Source organism: Streptomyces seoulensis, from assembly GCF_004328625.1.
In the GTDB taxonomy this organism is placed as follows: Bacteria; Actinomycetota; Actinomycetes; order Streptomycetales; family Streptomycetaceae; genus Streptomyces; species Streptomyces seoulensis.
The window spans coordinates 3,884,472-3,902,392 of sequence record NZ_CP032229.1 but is presented as its reverse complement, the minus strand read 5'-3'; the positions used below and the strand labels follow the sequence as shown (position 1 = coordinate 3,902,392).

General features: G+C 69.7%; 7 protein-coding genes. 3 read left to right on the top strand and 4 right to left on the bottom strand.

Annotated elements, in window-relative coordinates; all coding sequences use genetic code 11:
* Window positions 1-38: 38 nt before the first annotated feature.
* Entirely contained in the window at window positions 39-944 is a 906-nt protein-coding gene (locus D0Z67_RS18280; RefSeq protein ID WP_031180686.1) for a DeoR/GlpR family DNA-binding transcription regulator, read from the bottom strand.
* A 179-nt stretch (window positions 945-1,123) separates the two neighbouring features.
* Window positions 1,124-2,572, bottom strand: a complete 1,449-nt coding sequence (locus tag D0Z67_RS18275; protein ID WP_031180687.1) for an NAD(P)H-quinone dehydrogenase — start codon at window positions 2,570-2,572, stop codon at window positions 1,124-1,126.
* Between the two features lie 178 nt (window positions 2,573-2,750).
* On the opposite strand from D0Z67_RS18275, the gene D0Z67_RS18270 reads away from it, so the two are divergent.
* From D0Z67_RS18270 to D0Z67_RS18260, 3 genes are all read left to right on the top strand, one after another.
* Entirely contained in the window at window positions 2,751-3,575 is an 825-nt protein-coding gene (locus D0Z67_RS18270; protein WP_030806759.1) for a purine-nucleoside phosphorylase, read from the top strand.
* 43 nt (window positions 3,576-3,618) lie between these two features.
* Window positions 3,619-5,250 carry a phospho-sugar mutase gene (locus D0Z67_RS18265; RefSeq protein ID WP_031180688.1) on the top strand — a complete coding sequence of 544 codons (1,632 nt, stop codon included), beginning with the start codon at window positions 3,619-3,621 and terminating at the stop codon, window positions 5,248-5,250.
* Between the two features lie 78 nt (window positions 5,251-5,328).
* Window positions 5,329-6,468 carry a hypothetical protein gene (locus D0Z67_RS18260; protein WP_031180689.1) on the top strand — a complete coding sequence of 380 codons (1,140 nt, stop codon included), beginning with the start codon at window positions 5,329-5,331 and terminating at the stop codon, window positions 6,466-6,468.
* Window positions 6,469-6,610: 142 nt separating this feature from the next.
* Here D0Z67_RS18260 and D0Z67_RS18255 read toward each other — a convergent pair whose 3' ends face one another.
* Together D0Z67_RS18255 and D0Z67_RS18250 are read right to left on the bottom strand one after the other, a co-directional pair.
* On the bottom strand, window positions 6,611-7,195 hold the full coding sequence (locus D0Z67_RS18255) for a suppressor of fused domain protein (RefSeq protein ID WP_031180690.1): 585 nt from the start codon (window positions 7,193-7,195) through the stop codon (window positions 6,611-6,613).
* Between the two features lie 2 nt (window positions 7,196-7,197).
* Window positions 7,198-17,808 (bottom strand): LamG-like jellyroll fold domain-containing protein, encoded by a 10,611-nt coding sequence (locus tag D0Z67_RS18250; protein ID WP_234312713.1) that lies wholly within the window; start codon window positions 17,806-17,808, stop codon window positions 7,198-7,200.
* Window positions 17,809-17,921 lie beyond the last annotated feature (113 nt).

Here is a 17,921-nt window from a genome sequence, read left to right as displayed (position 1 = left end):
ACCGGTGACCCCGACGGCCGTGACGCCCCGTCGAGGCGCTACCTGCGGCGCAGGTCCGCCACTCGGGCGCGGTCCGGGGGCTGGTCGCCCAGGACGCCGCGGAGGGGGGCGCCGGGGACCTGGCCGCGGCGGGGGCCGGGGAGCTGGGAGGAGCGCTGGCCTCGGGGGGCCTGGGGCTGCTCCGGGGCCGGGGCGCCGGCCGCTCCGGCCACCGTGATCTGCACGCCCTGGTCGGCCAGGGCCTGGAGCTCGGTGGCGGCGCGGTCGTCGTGGGCCGGGGGCTCGTCGGTGACCAGGCGGGTGATCGCCTCGGTGGGCACCGTACGGAACATGGTGTCCGTGCCCAGCTTGGTGTGGTCGGCGAGGACCACGACCTCGGAGGCGGCCTGGACCAGGGCCCGGTCCACGGAGGCCGACAGCATGTTGGACGTGGACAGCCCGCGCTCGGCGGTCAGGCCGCTCCCGGAGAGGAACGCCTTGGAGACGCGCAGCCCCTGGAGGGACTGCTCGGCGCCGGAGCCCACCAGGGCGTAGTTGGAGCCCCTCAGGGTGCCGCCGGTCATGACGACCTCCACCCGGTTGGCATGGGCCAGCGCCTGCGCCACCAGCAGGGAGTTGGTGACCACGGTCAGACCCGGTACCCGGGCCAGTCTGCGGGCCAGCTCCTGGGTGGTCGTACCGGCGCCGACCACGATGGCCTCGCCCTCTTCGACCAGCCCGGCGGCGACGTCGGCGATGGCCGTCTTCTCCGCGGTCGCGAGATGGGATTTCTGCGGAAAGCCGGATTCTCGCGTGAATCCACCCGGCAGTACCGCACCGCCATGCCGGCGGTCGAGGAGTCCTTCTGCCTCCAGCGCGCGCACGTCCCGCCGTACGGTCACTTCGGAGGTCTGGACGACGCGGGCGAGTTCACGGAGCGACACGGCCCCGTTCGCTCGCACCATTTCGAGGATCAGTTGACGACGTTCTGCAGCGAACACGAAACTGACAGTAACCCCAACGACCGTCTGCTTTCAGCAGTTTGCGCCGAATAGCAGAAGTTGTTCGCAACCGGACCCTGGAAGTGATATAGGGACCTACCGGCCGACTATGCCGCCCGCATGGGCCACGAAGGCCCCGCCGGTCAGCCCGCCCCGCCCGACTTGCGGCTCTGCAACTGCCGGGCCACCTCGGCGATCGAGCCGGACAGCGAGGGGTAGACCGTGAACGCCTTGGCGATCTGCTCGACCGTCAGGTTGTTGTCGACGGCGATCGAGATGGGGTGGATGAGTTCCGAGGCGCGCGGCGCGACGACCACACCGCCGACCACGATCCCGGTACCGGGCCGGCAGAAGATCTTGACGAAGCCGTCCCGGATGCCCTGCATCTTGGCGCGCGGGTTGCGCAGCAGCGGCAGCTTCACCGCACGCGCGTCGATCTTGCCCGCGTCCACGTCCGCCTGGCTGTAGCCGACGGTGGCGATCTCGGGGTCGGTGAAGACGTTGGAGGAGACCGTCTTGAGGTCGAGCGGGGCCACCGCGTCGCCGAGGAAGTGGTAGACCGCGATCCGGCCCTGCATCGCCGCGACGGAGGCCAGCGCGAAGACACCGGTCACGTCACCGGCCGCGTACACGCCGGGGGCGCTGGTGCGGGAGACCTTGTCGGTCCAGATGTGCCCGGAGTCGCGCAGCTTGACCCCTGCCTCCTCCAGGCCCAGCCCGGCGCTGTTCGGGATCGCGCCGACCGCCATCAGACAGTGCGTACCGGTGATCACACGGCCGTCGGCGAGGGTGACCTCGACCCGGTCGCCGACCCGCTTGGCGGACTGGGCGCGGGAGCGGGCCATCACGTTCATGCCCCGGCGGCGGAAGACGTCCTCCAGCACGGCGGCGGCGTCCGGGTCCTCGCCGGGCAGCACGCGGTCGCGCGAGGAGACCAGGGTGACCTTGGAGCCGAGCGCCTGGTAGGCGCCGGCGAACTCGGCACCGGTGACGCCGGAGCCGACCACGATCAGCTCTTCGGGCAGCTCGGTGAGGTCGTAGACCTGGGTCCAGTTGAGGATGCGCTCGCCGTCCGGCTGGGCGTCGGGCAGCTCGCGCGGGTGGCCGCCGGTGGCGATGAGCACGGCGTCGGCGGTGAGGGTCTCCTCGGTGCCGTCGGCGGCGGTGACGACGACCTTGCGGGAGCCGTCCAGGGCCTGCATGCCCTCAAGGCGGCCCCGGCCGCGCATGACACGGGCGCCGGCCCGGGTGACGGAGGCGGTGATGTCGTGGGACTGGGCGAGCGCGAGCCGCTTCACCCGGCGGTTGACCTTGCCGAGGTCGACGCCGACCACCCGGGCCGCCTGCTCGATGTGCGGGGTGTCGTCGGCGACGATGATGCCCAGCTCCTCGTAGGAGGAGTCGAAGGTGGTCATCACCTCGGCCGTGGCGATGAGGGTCTTCGACGGCACGCAGTCGGTCAGCACCGACGCCCCGCCCAGACCGTCGCAGTCCACGACGGTCACCTCCGCGCCGAGCTGGGCGGCCGTCAGCGCCGCCTCGTATCCGCCGGGTCCGCCACCGATGATCACGATCCGAGTCACGTACCCCATTGTCCCGCACCCGGCGGGAAGCGGGTGCGGCGGGTCCTCACTGGCACCGCACTGGACGCCGTACGGCCGGTGCGCAGCCCTTTTGCCCAGCCTTTGTCGAAATCTGCATGACAACGATCGCATTCCCATGGGCTCTGTCATCTACGCGCGTAGGAGAACACCGGCTACCCTCATCCGCGTGAACGCATCTCTCCTTCCGGACGACCGCCAGGGCGACCCGCACGCCGCCGCCGACGCCGCCGCCGCGCGCCTGCGCGAACTCACCGGCGCCGAGACCCACGACGTGGCCCTCGTGATGGGCTCCGGCTGGGCTCCCGCCGTGGACGCCCTGGGCGAGCCCGACGCCGAGTTCCAGGTGACCGAGCTGCCCGGCTTCCCGCCGCCGGCCGTCGAGGGGCACGGCGGCAAGATCCGCTCGTACACCTTCGGTGACAAGCGCGCCCTGGTCTTCCTGGGCCGCACCCACTACTACGAGGGCCGTGGCGTCGCCGCCGTCGCGCACGGGGTCCGTACCGCCGTCGCCGCCGGCTGCAAGACCATCGTGCTGACCAACGGCTGCGGCGGTCTGCGCGAGGGCATGCGCCCCGGCCAGCCGGTGCTGATCAGCGACCACCTGAACCTGACGGCCACCTCCCCGATCGTCGGCGCCAACTTCGTCGACCTCACCGACCTGTACTCGCCGCGCCTGCGCGCCCTGTGCAAGGAGATCGACCCCTCCCTGGAGGAGGGCGTCTACGCGCAGTTCCCCGGCCCGCACTACGAGACCCCGGCCGAGATCCGCATGGCCCGCGTGATCGGCGCGGACCTGGTCGGCATGTCCACGGTGCTGGAGGCCATCGCCGCGCGCGAGGCCGGCGCCGAGGTGCTGGGCATCTCCCTGGTCACCAACCTCGCCGCCGGCATGACGGGCGAGCCGCTGAACCACGAGGAGGTCCTCCAGGCGGGCCGCGACTCGGCGGCGCGCATGGGCGAGCTGCTGGGACAGGTGCTGAACCGGCTGTAGCCGAGGACGGCAGCGCAGACATCGAGAGAGAGGTTCACCCGAGGTGCAGGACGAAGTGATCGCACGGGCCAAGGCATGGCTGGCCGAGGACCCCGACGCCGAGACCCGCGAGGAGCTGGCGAAGCTCATCGACGCCGGGGACACGGCGGAGCTGGCCGAGCGGTTCAGCGGCACGCTCCAGTTCGGCACCGCCGGGCTGCGCGGCGAGCTGGGCGCGGGCCCGATGCGGATGAACCGCGCCGTCGTGATCCGCGCCGCCGCCGGACTCGCCGCGTATCTGAAGGCCAAGGGCGAGACGGGCGGCCTGGTGGTCATCGGCTACGACGCCCGGCACAAGTCGGCCGACTTCGCGCGGGACACCGCCGCCGTGATCACCGGCGCCGGACTGCGTGCCGCCGTGCTGCCGCGCCCGCTGCCCACCCCGGTCCTCGCCTACGCCATACGGCACCTGGGCGCGGTCGCCGGTGTGGAGGTCACGGCCAGCCACAACCCGCCGCGCGACAACGGCTACAAGGTGTACCTCGGCGACGGCTCCCAGATCGTGCCGCCCGCCGACGCGGAGATCGCCGCCGAGATCGACGCGGTGCGCGCGCTCGCCGACGTGCCCCGGCCGGAGTCCGGCTGGGAGGTGCTGGGCGACGAGGTGCCGCACGCGTATCTGGCGCGTACGGACGCGGTGCTCGCCGAGGGGTCGGCCCGCACGGCCCGTACCGTCTACACGGCGATGCACGGCGTCGGCAAGGACGTGCTGCTCGCGGCGTTCGCGCGGGCCGGGTTCCCGGAGCCGGTGCTGGTGGCCGAACAGGCCGAGCCCGACCCGGACTTCCCGACCGTGGCCTTCCCCAACCCGGAGGAGCCCGGCGCGATGGACCTCGCCTTCGAGCGGGCGACCGCCACCGAACCGGACCTCGTGATCGCCAACGACCCGGACGCGGACCGCTGCGCGGTGGCCGTACGCGACGGCGGCGACTGGCGGATGCTGCGCGGTGACGAGGTGGGCGCGCTGCTCGCCGCGCACCTGGTGGGCCGGGGCGTCACCGGCACCTTCGCGGAGTCCATCGTCTCCTCCTCCCTGCTGGGCCGGATCGCCGAGAAGGCCGGTCTTGGCTACGAGGAGACCCTGACGGGCTTCAAGTGGATCGCCCGCGTGGACGGCCTGCGGTACGGGTACGAGGAGGCGCTCGGCTACTGCGTGGACCCCGAGGGCGTGCGGGACAAGGACGGCATCACCGCCGCGCTGCTCATCACCGAGCTGGCGTCACAGCTGAAGGAGTCGGGCCGGACCCTGCTCGACCTCCTCGACGACCTCGCGCTGAAGCACGGTCTGCACGCCACGGACCAGCTCTCGGTACGGGTGGAGGACCTGTCGGTGATCGCGGACGCGATGCGCCGCCTGCGCGAGCACCCGCCGACCTCCCTGGCCGGCCTCCCGGTCACCTCGGCGGAGGACCTCACCCGGGGCACGGCCACCCTCCCGCCCACAGACGGCCTGCGCTACACCCTGGACGGCGCCCGCGTCATCGTCCGCCCGAGCGGCACCGAGCCCAAGCTGAAGTGCTACCTGGAGGTCGTGGTCCCGGTCGCCGACCGCGCCGCCCTCCCGGCGGCCCGTGCGCGGGCGACCGAACTGCTGACGGCGATCAAGCGGGACCTGTCGGAGGCGGCGGGGATCTGACTCGGGGGCTTCCTCCGAGGTCAAGATCTGCACAAGGGGCTGGTGGCCGGGGCGGGCCCGACCACTAGTGTCCCCGTCATGACCATGAACATGACGCGCCGCAGTCTGATCCGTGGCGGTACCGGCCTCGCCGCCGGTGCCGCCGCCGGGCTGGGGCTGCCCGCACAGGCGGCGGTGGCCGCGCCCGTGGACAATCCGGCGAGCGTGCCGGGCGGGACCGCGCTGATCGACGTCGCCGCCGGTTCCACCCGCTGGCTGGCCGGTGTCGCCAACCAGGACAGTTCGACCACGCTCCAGGGCATCGCCTTCGACTCGGCGGCCGGGCACTTCTACACGCTCCAGGTGGCCGGGGCGAGTCAGATCGCCTACCTCCGCTCGGGCAGCCAGGTCGCGGTGACGGCGTCCATCGGTGGCGACGAACACGCGGAGTCGGGCGACCTCTGTCTGACCCGGCACGACATCGCCACCGGCGCGGTCAACGGGTACATGTACCTGCTGGGCTTCGGCCACGGGGTCTCCCTCGGCGTCCAGCCGGCGAGCGGCGGGAACCCGGCGTACGTGTGGACCGAGGCGGGGTCCGGGCGCAGCGGGTACGGGCAGGAGTTCGTCCGCTTCCCCTTCGCCACCAAGACGGTGCTGTGGACCAGCCACCCGTCCGTGCAGCGCTTCGGCTCACCGGACCCGGCGGCGACCTCCATGACGCCGTCGGTGGACGCGGACCACAACATCCTGCTGATCCGCTACGCGCTGGGCTCCGACCACTGGTTCGCGGCGTACGACCTGGCCGCGGCGGCGGCCACGGCCGGCACCGGCACCCTCCCGGCCCCCCTGGCCCGCATCCAGCAGCCGCCGCTCTACAAGTACAAGGCCGACGGCACCCCGGACCCCACCACCCCGGCCACCTTCCAGGGCTTCACGTCCTACGGCCAGTACGTCTACATGCTCGACGGCGATCCCCGCACCACGACCCCGTCCAGCACCCTGACCGGCGTCGACAAGTGGGCCGTCCACACGACGTCCTTCGACCTCAACGGCACGGCGAACGACCCCACGACGGGCTACATCGCCAGCACCCACTCGGAGGCGGACGCGGCGGCGGACCCCCGCGAACCGGAGGGCATGGCGATCTACACGGGCGCGGGCGCCCCCCGCCTGTGCTTCGGCATCACGAACAACTCGGGCAGCAACCGGCAGTTCGACCTTTACTACAAGGTCTGAACGCCGGGTCTCGTGAACTTCCTCCGGCCACCACGCGACACACCGTTCACCGGCCAGGAAGGCATATTCGACAGAAGCCCCGCCGAAGTATTTCGGCGGGGCTTCTGTGACTGCACTCAGACGGCTCTTCGCTTAATGGGCCTCAGGAAACAACTGCGGTACCCAGAACCGAGCCACGACGCGGATCCAACAGGTTGACGTCGGCTCTCTCAAATCTATCTTCAAGAGCCTCGAAACCTCGCCTACGCACGTAAGCGGCCTCATTGGCGTAGATCGGGATCAGCCACAGGATGTCCACCTCCTGATTCCCATCGAGGAAACTGTCGTATCCCGACGGGTAAGCGTGGAGGGGAGCGACAACCAGGTGGTCCGCCTCGCTTCCCTCCATCCAGGGCCATCCGAGGGCGAGCACGGAGCCCACATCCGCATTCCGCCCGACTGCCTGCCAGTGCGCAACCATGGTCACCGTTTCCAGGTGCCGCTGAAACGCGTACGGAGAGAGCAGAGCGAACTCGTGGGCGCCTTCTCCGACGATCGACGCACCCATCGATACGTAGACCCAGGGCTCGGACGGATCCGTCGGCTCAATGCACCGTACCCGAAAATCCGGCAGCACCTCATCGATGGGACCGGCATTCCACCGGCCGTCCACATGCTGAGTTCCTGGCCAGAATCTGCGCAGATGCCGGTCGAGCACACCCTGACGGCTGCCAATCAATGACTCCATGGTCATTTCCTCATTCCGAACGCGTTCGCAAGCTTCGTCAGCGCACCCGACAGCCTGCCCCCTTGACTGCTCTGGCAGGCCCGGCATCGCGTGCCATTGATACCCGCTTTCGCGTATTCACGCCGCTCAGCGTCCGTCATCTTCCACCCGTCATGGAAATAGTAGTGTTCGCCGAGTGGCGGGTCGTGCTCAGGTACGGGCTGGGTCGAAGTTCCCTCCACCTGCACCTCTCCGCAATCCAGGCAACGTGTGCCTGCACCGGCCTTCCTGGCGGCTCGCCCGGCGGGACCGCGAGTCTGAGCCCCGCCGTAGTCACGCTTCCTGTTGTACTTCCTCGTCGGCATGGCAGGGCCTTGGCTGTCGGTCACTGTCCCTTCGGAGTCAACCTCGAATCGTGCACCTCCGGTCGGACAAGCCGCTGCACTGTCGTTGTGCACGAGGACCTGAATTTCACCGGCCGCCACCTGGTACGTGTGCAGGCCCTCGATGCTCAGATCGTAGGTGACACCCTGGGACGTGTACGACGCCACCCTGGTGATCTTGGAGTGGCTGCCGTCGCCGTCCTGAAGCTCGTAGCCCGCCTGGAGTTCGCCGGCCTGGGTCCACCTGTTTCGAGTCACCTCGTAGAACTGATGGTGCTTCGTTGTGTGGATCGTCTTCACACCGGACTTCGTGGCGACGGCGACGTCGACGTAGTCACGGTCGGTCTTGGTGACGATCACCGACTTGACCTTGTGCTTCTCCTTCTTCGTCTTGCCGGGCTCGGCCGTCAGGACGTAGTCGCCGGGCTTGACCTGGGAGATGGGCTTCACCATGGCGTTCGCCATGAGGACGCCCGTGCTGCCGGTGAAGCTGTGCGGCGTGCAGCCCTTGCGGCCGAACTTGCTCGCCGCGGCGCCGAAGATGCCGCCCGTCACCGCGCCGACCGCCGACGCCTTGGCCGCGCCGCTCGCGCTGCAGCCCTCCTCGCTGGACGCGCAGGAGACGCCGTAGCCGACCGCGCCTTCCGCGGCTCCGCCCGCCGCGCCCATGGCCGCGCCGTTGAGAACCTTGCCGCCGGCGCCGGCGAGCAGTCGGCCCACCGCGCCGGAGGCGGCACCACCGGCCGCACCACCGAGGGCACCGGTCGCGGCGCCGATGGCCACCGACCCGAGGAAACCGCCGACGGACTTGGGGCCGTCGCTCATCATGTAGCCGACGCCGTTGGCCGCCGCGCCCGCGAGGGCCGCGCAGCCGACCGCGCCGACGCCCCAGGTCGCAGCGGTGCAGCCGGTGAAGACCGCCACGCCCACCGCGACCGACACGATCGTCGCGGCGTGCTGCTTGACGAAGTTGCCCGTCGCCTTGGCGGCTGCCTTGACGCCCCGGCCGACCTTCTTGATGGCTCTCTTGCCCAGGTCGGCAGCCTTGGCGGCTACGTGCTTGACCGCCTTGGCTACCTGCCGGGCCCGCTGTTTGACGTGTTGGACGACCTTGTGGGCATAGCGTTTGACGCTCTTATAGGTGCGTTTGACGTATCTCTTGACCTTTTTGACGCTGTCGTGGACGTAGTGCACGACCTTGCGCGCCGCCCGGCGGACCTTGTGGACGACCTTCTTGACGGCCTTCTTGATGTGCTTGGCCGCCTTGCGGACCTTCTTGGCGACGGTCTTGACCGCGTGCTTGGTCTTCTTCCAGGCCGACTTGGCCTTGCTCTTGACCTTCTTGGCGACCTTGTGGAACGCCTTCTTCACGAAGCCGAACCAGTGCCCGGTCGGGTCGACGCCCGTCATCGGGTTCTGGTTGGCGTACGCGTACGCGTTGGCGTTCACCGAGTCCGGCAGCGGATCGTTGCTGACGGTGTCCCGGCTGTTGAACTGGCCGGTCTGCGGCGAGTACCAGCGCGCGGCCATGTTGACCTGGGCGGTCTCGGGGTCGGTCCAGCCGGACTGGTAACCGAGGTTGCCCAGCATCCCCGCCGAGGCGGAGACCTTGCCGAACGGCGTGTAACTGGCCGAACCGCTCAGCGTCTCACCGGAGTCGGTGTACTGCGCGACCAGGTCGTCGTGGATGTCGGTCAGCGCCAGCACCGACGACGTGCCCGACTTGATGCCCAGCAGCGAACCGTCGGCACTGCGGCTGTACGTCGCCGAGCCGTCGGAGGCGACGTCGTTGCCGTCACCGCTGTACTGGAAGGAGAAGACGTCCGCGCCGCCCACGTCCCTGGCCTTCAGGACGCGGTCCAGACCGTCGTACGTGTACGTGCGGTCGCCCTCGTTGATGACGCGGTTGAAGGCGTCCGCCTTCATATCGGTCCGGGTCCCGGACTCGTCCGTGATCGAGCTCAGCGTGCCGCGCTTGGTGTACGCGTAGGTGCTGTGGCCGTCCGAGGTGAGCCGGTTGCGGGCGTCGTAGGTGTACGTGTCGCCGCCGACCCTCGTGCGGTTGCCCGAGGCGTCGTAGCCGTAGACCTCCGTGGTGGTGCCGTTGTTCCAGGACGTCAGCCGGTCCGACCAGTCGTACGCGAACGTGTTGGTGGACGCGCCCGCGACACCGGTGGTCGTCTTCGACGTGATGTTGTCGTTGTCGTCCCACCCGTAGGTGATGGAGGACAGGACCTTGCCGCTGGGCGAGGTCAGCTTGTCACCGGTGATGCGCTGCAGCGCGTCGTAGCTGAACGCGCGCTTGGACTTGCCGGTGCCGTAGTCGATCTGCGTGACGGCGTTGTCGACGTTGTAGGTGTAGGTCGCCCTGGAGCCGGTGACCGCGTCGTCGACCGTCTTCAGCCGGCCCGCCGTGTCGTACCCGTAGGACGATGTGCCCGAGGCGTCCGTGCGGGACGTCATCGCGCCGTCGCCGTTGTAGGCGAACGACGAGCTGCCCGACGGGCCGGAGGCCGTGAGCAGCGCTCCCCGGTCGTCGTAGGTGAAGTGGTCGTCGTCCTCTCCGGCGCCGGCGACGGCCGTGACGCGGTCGTCGGCGTCGTACGCGTAGGTGTGGTCGGCCGTCGCGGCCTCCGCACCCGAACCGGTCTGCTTCACCAGCCGGCTCTTCGTGTCGTACTCGTTGGCGATGGTCACGCCGCCCGGTGACCGCTGCTCGGCCACCCGGCCACCCGCGTCGTACACCGTGGTGTAGGTGCGGTCGGCCGCGGCGGGCTGGTCCGGGGTGGACGGCTCGATGACGGACTCGGGCAGCCCCCACTTGTTGAAGGTGGTGATGAACGGGTTGCCCCGGCCGTCGGTGAAGCGGGTGCGGTTGCCCGCGACGTCGTAGCCGAAGGACGTGGTGATGGACTCGGTCGCGGAGACCGGCTCCACCGCCTCGGTCACCAGACCCGTCGGGTCGACGGTGAAGGTGGTGGTGTGGCCCCGGTAGTCGGTCACCGACAACGGGTTTCCGGCGCGGTCGTAGGTGGAGCCGCTGGTGCGCAGCACCGCGCCGCCCGCGTCCAGTTCGCTGGTGCCGGTCAGTTGGCCGAAGCCGTCGTAGGTGTTCTTGGTGCTGGTGTTGTCCGGGTCCGTCGCGGTGAGGACGTCACCGTCCATGGTGTAGGTGAACTTCGAGACGTTGCCCGCCCCGTCGGTCACCTCGGTGGTCTCGCCGAGGGCGTTGTACTTGTACGACGCCGAGACACCGGTCGGGCTCACCCGGCGGGAGAGGTCACCGCCCGGCGCGTTGTACTCGTTGATCGCCGTGTACGCCCGCTGCGTGGGCTGGCGGACGATGTCCGTGCTGGTCAGCTCATTGCCGAGGTAGTCCCACGTGGACTCCTGGCGCGCACCGCCCGGGCTGTTCGACGACAACAGGTCACCGTTGGCGTCGTAGACCATCGTCGACCTGCCGCCGCCCGGCTCGGTGACCGAGGCCACGTCGCCGAGCTGGGTGTACGTGTAGGACGTACGGTTGCCCAGCGGGTCGACCTCCGCCGTGACCTGGCCGAGCTTGTTGTACTCGTTCCAGGACGTGGCCGTGATCGGCGTGGAGGCGCCCGGCGCGGTGTAGTCCGGCAGCTTGGTCGAGGTCTCCTGGCCCTCGGCGTCGTAGGCCGTGGTCGTGACGTTGCCCAGCGGGTCGGACGTCTCGGTGGCCTCGCCGAAGGTGTTGTAGCCCGTCATCGAGATCGGCCGCAGGGCACTGGGTGCGCCCCCGTCCTTCTCGGCGTTGACGACCGGCTCGGTGACCATGGTCTGCTGAGCGGCCTCGTCGTAGGCGTAGTCCGTGGTGTTGCCGAGCTCGTCGGTCGAGGACAGCGGCAGACCCCGCTGGTCCAGCTTCCAGGTGTTGGTGTGCACCGAACTTCCGGCCGCCGGAAGCGTGCCGCCCGCCAGGGCGGACACCTGGGACGCGCTCAGCGCGTCGCCGTAGACCTGTGCGTCGGCGATGGAGCCCTGCGCGTTCTCGGCGTAGGTGCCGTTGAACAGGCGGCGGCCGATCTGGAGCGGGCCGGTGGCCTCCCAGGGTGAGGTGAAGGACGTCGTGGTGCCCGACTGGGCGCCGTTGACGTACAGCTTCAGCGAGGCGGACGCCTGGTCGTACACACCGGTGAGGTGGGTCCAGGTGCCGGTCTTGACCGCGGCGGTGCCGGAGCTGGTCCGGACGGTCGCGGCGCCGGCGGCGTCCGTGGAGTGGCGGTTGAAGGTCCAGCCGTAGACCGTGGAGTAGTAGAGCTGGAAACCGCTGTTGAGCTTGCCGTCCTGGGCGAGGAAGGTGCTGTTGGCGGCGGTGCTGCCGAGCTTGACCCAGGCGGAGACGGTGAAGTCACCGCTGGTGTTGACCGCCGGACCGTTCGCCTGCCCGTAGGCCGTGGTGGTGCCGTTGAGGACGGCGGAACCGCCCTTCTCGGTGGAGCGGGTGACCGAACTGCCCAGTGCCACCTTGTTGTTGCCGCCGGAGGAGTCCTGGGCGGTGAGGCCACTGGGCTCCGACAGCTTCCAGCGGGCCACGGGAGCGGTGGTGCCGTCGTGCTCCGTGTAGCCGGTGACATTGCCCAGCGCGTCGTAGCGGGTGTCCGTCCGGTCGACGTCACCGGTGGCCGGGTCGGTCTCGGTCTCCGTCACGACGTTGTCGTCCGGGTCGTAGGAGACCTTGGTGCTGCGGTTGACGCCCGTCGGGTCGAGCACGGACGAGGCGACGCGGTCGGCCGCGTCCACCGCGAAGGTGGACGTGGTCCGGCCGTCGTTGGTCACCTGCTTGATCAGGTTTCCGGCCGGGTCGTAGGTGTTGGCCTCCTCGACGAACTGCTTGCCGTTCGCCGGGTCCTTGCGGGTGACCGAGGCGGAGAGGCCGTCGTCGGTGTAGGTGTACGCCGTCACCCAGCCCATCGCGTCGGTGACCGACGCGAGCCTGCCCGCCGGGTCGTACGCGCGGGACTCCTGGACCAGCGTGGTCGGCGCCGACGGGTTGTTCGGGTCGCCGGTATAGCCGAGCAGGCTGGTGGTGAGGGCGCGTCCCTCGGCGTCGAAGGTGTAGGTGTTGACCGTCCCCAGCGGGTCGGTCTCCTTCACCTTGTTGCCGTAGACGTCGTACTCGAACGAGGTGGTGCCGCCGCCGGGGTCCGTTCGCGAGGCGAGACGGTTGTAGGCGTCGTACGTCAGCGACGTCGAACGCGAGGCGTCACCGCCCCGGACGTCGGCGACGGTCTGCGAGGTGACGTTGCCGTCGTCGTCGAAGCCCGTGGTCGTCTTCGCCTGGTGCACCGCACCCGTGACGCGGTTGGTGACCGCGGGGCCGGTCTCGGTGAGGACCTGGTCGTTCTTGTCGTACGTCTGGGACGTGGTGAGGCCGGAGGGCTGGGCGTCCGAGGTCTCCGTGCGGGAGATCTGCCGGCCCAGCCTGTCGTAGGTGTACGTGAGCTTCGCGCCGTTGGCGTCGGTGACCGAGGCCAGGTCGCCGGTGGAGAAGTAGGTGTACTTCGTCGTCCTGCCACCCGGCGTGGTGACGGTGTCCGTCAGGCCGGCCGGTGCCAGGGCGCCGCCGCCCTCGGCGGCCGGGGTGGACGCCGTGGTGTACGTGGTGCTGGCGGTACGGCCGCCCGGACTACCGGGGACCGGGGGGCTGGTGACCGACAGCAGGTTGCCGCCGGTGTCGTAGGAGTAGCTGGTGAGGTAGGTGTTGTCGGTGGGGCCCGAGGAACGGCCGTCCCGCTCGGTGAGCAGCAGGTCGTTGCGCGGGTCCATCGCCGGGAAGGCGGTCGTGGCGTCCGGGTAGTACGTGTAGTACTCGGTGGCGCACTTGTCCGCCGTCGTGTCCTGGCAACTGGTCTGCGAGACCGTGTTGCCGCGCACGTCGTAGCCCGTGGTGCTCCGGTTGCCGTTGGCGTCGGTCACGGTGTGCAGGAAGCCGCCCGTGTCGTAGCCGTAGGTCGTCCGGTTGCCTTCGGTGTCGATCGCGGCCAGCAGACGGTTGCCCATCTCCGCGTCGTAGACGTACTTCAGTGTCTTGTCGGTCGGGTCGGTCAGCGTGACCGTGCGCACCGGGGCGACCCCGGACGACGCCTTGTACGCCGACCAGTGCTGCTCGACCTGGTCCTCCGTCAGCGGGCGGCCGTAGGTGGCGACCTCGGCGATGGAGCCGGTGAAGAAGCTCAGGTCGCCGGGAGAGGCTTCCCAGGACTTGGCGAAGCCCGCGCCGACGAACGACCGCGTGTTGCTCTGGTCGCCCACCGCGCCGGTGAAGTCGGCCTGCTTGGCTCCGTCCAGGTACATCGTCTGGGTGGTGCCGGAGGCCGACAGCACCGCGTGGTGCCAGGTGTCGTCGTTGACGGCGGCCGTGGAGCCGAAGGCGCCCGAGCCGGTGGCGCTCCACCAGTGGCCGTGCAGCTTGCCGTCGGTGCCCACGTACAGCAGCGGGCTCCAGGACCCGGACGGGGTGCCGGCGGGCGCCTGGGCCTGGTCGGAGAGGATCACACCGGGAGCACTGGTCTTGAACCACAGCTCCACGGCGCGGTCGCCCGAGCGGTGCCAGGGGGCGTACGGGATCTCGGCGTACGACGACGTGCCGTCGAAGGACGCCGCGGTCACGTCACCGGCGCCGAACGGACCGGCCACGCCCTGCGTGACGGTGTTGTACGTGCCGAACCCGGTGTGCACCTCGTTGGCCGCCTGCTGCGCGCCGAGGGTGTCGGAGAGTCGCCAGTAACCGGCCGGGACCGAGCCCATCACCGCCGAGCGGTAGACCTGCGAGGAGCCGGTGACGACAGGCGGGTTGAGCTTCCAGGTGCCGCCCTCGGAGTCCGTGGTCTGCTTGACCAGGTCGTCGGTGGTGCCGTAGACGACCGACGCCTGGGTCTTCCCGCCGGGCGTGGTGATCTTGTTCAGCAGACCGGCGGACCGCTTGGCGGCCTGGTACTGCGCGGTGATCACCGAGGGGTCGAGCGGCTCGGAGTAGACGGCGGCCTCGGCCATCTGGCCCGTGTAGTGCCCGAGCTTGTCGTTCGGGTTCATCGAGGGCCAGCCGTCGGTGTTCACACCGGCGCCGAGGGAGAGGTAGGGCTGCTCCCAGTCGTTGATGGTGCCGCTCAGCGAGCCCTGCGAGACACCGTCCAGGTACAGGGTCTGGCTGGTGGCCATGCCGGTGAGCACGGCGTTGTGCCACTGGCCGTCGGTGACCGAGGCGCCCGACGTGATCGTCGACATGCATCCCGGCGACATGGCCAGGCAGCCGCGCAGCTTGCCGTCGGTGCCGACGTACACGGCGGGCGTGTTCTTCTTGGTGTTGGCGACCGGGTCGGAGTCGCTCAGCGGCTTGTCGCCGTAGTAGAAGAGGACACCTCCCGCGGTGGTCGTCTTGAACCACAGCGAGACCGTCATGTACGACGGCGTGGCTCCCGGCGCGCTCGGCATCTCCACGTAGGAGGTGGTGCCGTTGAAGCCGGCCGTCTTCTGGGTGGAACCGGCGAGGACGGACGCGCCGCCCAGCGTCACGTTGTGGTAGAGGCCGTTGTAGCGGCCCTGGTTGTTGTCGACCGTGTCCGTCGCGACGGTGGCGCCCAACGCCTCACCGAGCCGCCAGTAGGCGTACGGGTCGGCGTCCAGCACCGTGGTGCGGTAGTGGTTGCCGGTGGCGTAGCCGTAGGTGGTGCACTTGGTGGGGGTGGCCGGCGGGCAGACCGTGGTGAGCTGGTCGCCGTTGTAGCCGTAGTTCCAGGTCTGGACCGTGGACGAGTCGTCCTTGACCGCCGCGTCGGTCGCGACCGAGGCGACGTGCGCCGTGGTGGCGCCGGACGGCGTGATCCAGGTCAGGCCGAGCGAGCGCTGCGACTTATCGTTGGTGATCTTCGTGAGCTGCTTGGAGGCGTTGTAGCTGAACGTCTCCGTGCGGCCCGCGTAGTCCTTGATGCTGGATATCGCCTTCGTGCCCGCCTTGGCGGTGGTCTGCGTGAAGGCGTACTCGGTGAAGTCCTTGTCCGTCAGCGAGTAGCCGTCGGTGACCGGCTGGAGCCGCGCGTACCGGCCCAGCGGAGGCTGGAAGGAGCCGTCGGTGTTGCGGCCGAAGGCGACCTGCTCACCACCGGGGTAGGTGATGATCACGCTGGTGACGGCGCCGGACGGGTTCTTGACCTCGGCGGCCTTCATGTCGGCGACCGTCGACCAGCCGGCGCCGAAGGCACCGTCGACCCGCGGATCGATGCTGTTGTACGAGCGGTCGATCTCCAGCGAGGGGCCGACCACCTCGACGTCCGCGTCGGAGTCGTCGGTGGTGAAGTTGGCGTCACTCGGGTCGAAGTCGTGGCCGTCGGTGTTCTGGGCCAGGCCCGAGGTGACGGGGGGCTGCGGGACGGCGGTGGTGAACCGGCTGGAGTAGGTCGTCTCGTCGAGCCCGTCGCTCACCCCCGCGTACCAGGCGTAGTTCTTCGACCACTTCAGCTTGCCCGCCGGGATCTTCCAGCTCCCCTTGGTCAGGGCGCCGGAGGTGACGACGGGCGTGGTGCTGCCGGAGTCCGCGTCGTACACCTCGAAGGAGTACGACAGCGCCGCGTTGGGCGACTTGTCGGCATCGCTCGCGTAGACGAGCAGCTCCGGCTGGAGGGTGTTGGCCTGGAAGTTCTCAGGCGGGTACGAAGCGTTGACCTGCGGCTCGACGTTGGTCCCGTAGGTCAGGTCGAGAGACGGACGCCAGCCGGAGGTGGCCGAGTCGTCGGAGTGGAACTTCTTCCAGTGCAGTCCGTCACCGGTCGGCGCGGCAAGCGCCAGGCCGTAGTTGACGCCGCCCGCGGCGACCTGGGTGAACCAGGACGTCGACAGCGACACCGGCATCTTCACACCGACACCGGTGCTGCCGGTGCTGTTGGTGCAGGAGGCGCCGGGGGCGGGCGTGGTGGAGCCGAGGGCGGAGCCGTACGCCGGACCCGGGTAGGTGGTGGTCGTCGACGGGGACCACGACTGGGTCACCGGGTAGACCGAGAACGCCTCGGGGGTGCAGGTGGCGGACCACAGCGCCCAGACGTTCAGCGTCGCGGCGGAGACCTGCCGTCCGGCGATCGTCGAACCCAGCGACGAGAACTGGAGGAAGGAGTTCGCCTTGGTGGTGCCCGCGTCGTAGGAACCGACCTTGATCTGGTTCTCCGCCGAGCGGTTGGAGTTGTAGTCGTTCTGGACGTACGTCGCCTGGCTGGCGTTCACGACCGTCGTCGGGTCGACGGTGACGGGGTAGACCCGCTCGGGGTCGTCCAGCCAGGCCCGGTCGGCGGTCATCCGCAGCACCGGTTCACCGTCCACGGTGGTCAGCTCGTAGGTGACCTCGCGGGAGCGGGCGCCGTCACCGGAGCGGCGGTCGATGCGCGAGTCCTCCATGTAGGCATGGGGGACGGTCGCGGCGACCTTGCCGTCGGCGCCGGTGAACTCGACGTCGCCGTTCTTGCCGATGCGCGGGGTCAGCCCCTTCGCGTCCAGCGCGAACAGCCAGGAGTTGTCCGCGTCCTTGGAACGCAGGACGAGGTTCTCCTTGAAGCCGTCCGCGATCGGCGCGAGCTGCACATCGGTGCCGGGCAGGGCGTCGGCGTAGAGGAGGGTGCCGTTCTCGTCCTTCGACGCCTCGGTCTCACGGGCGCCGAGGAGGGAGTACGCGACCGAACGGCCGTTGCCGAGGCCGAGAGAGGCCAGCCGGTCGTCGGCCGCGTCCGGGGCGAAGTCGACGTCGACGGAGTTGGCGGTCTGCTCGAACCGGCCGTCGTCGCTCTTCTTCAGGCTGGTGTCGATCGGCTTCCAGGTGCCGTCCGCCGACTTGAAGTTGGCCCGTACGTCGTAGTGGCGCACGGTGGTGGAGCCGTCGGCGTTGACGAAGTAGTCCGAGGTCGCGGTGGACTTCTTGGCGTTCCGCTTGCTGGTGCGGAGGTTGAAGCTCTTCCCCGACGCCAGGGCCTTGGTGGTGGTCTTCTCGGGCTGGGTCACATGGCGCTGGTACGCGCCGAGTTCACCCTTGCCCCGGCCGGGCTCGTGTCCGGCCGTGTGGTTGGTGCTGGTGGCCGCCGACGAGGCGTGGTGGCTCTTGCCCCGCGCGGTGCCGCCCTGCTGGTCAGGAGTGTCGAGGGAGGAACTGTGGACCCACTTCGCCAGGCCGGCGAAGGACAGTTCGGGCATGCTCAGCGCCGGCAGGGTGGCGCCGGTGGCCGCCGCTGTCTCGGTGGTGAGCATGAAGGAGAGGGAGACAAGTACCGAAAGAGCCGTAGCCCTCGCTCGACGTCTGCCGGAACCGCCCGGCGGGAACAAGCGAGGGCTACGGACCCAGCGAACACGCATGGGAGAGC

Coding starts and splice junctions, on each gene's coding strand:
- D0Z67_RS18280 (WP_031180686.1), bottom strand. CDS start 944: ATGGTGCGAGCGAACGGGGCCGTGTCGCTCCGTGAACTCGCCCGCGTC.
- D0Z67_RS18275 (WP_031180687.1), bottom strand. CDS start 2,572: ATGGGGTACGTGACTCGGATCGTGATCATCGGTGGCGGACCCGGCGGA.
- D0Z67_RS18260 (WP_031180689.1), top strand. CDS start 5,329: ATGACCATGAACATGACGCGCCGCAGTCTGATCCGTGGCGGTACCGGC.
- D0Z67_RS18255 (WP_031180690.1), bottom strand. CDS start 7,195: ATGGAGTCATTGATTGGCAGCCGTCAGGGTGTGCTCGACCGGCATCTG.
- D0Z67_RS18250 (WP_234312713.1), bottom strand. CDS start 17,808: ATGCTCACCACCGAGACAGCGGCGGCCACCGGCGCCACCCTGCCGGCG.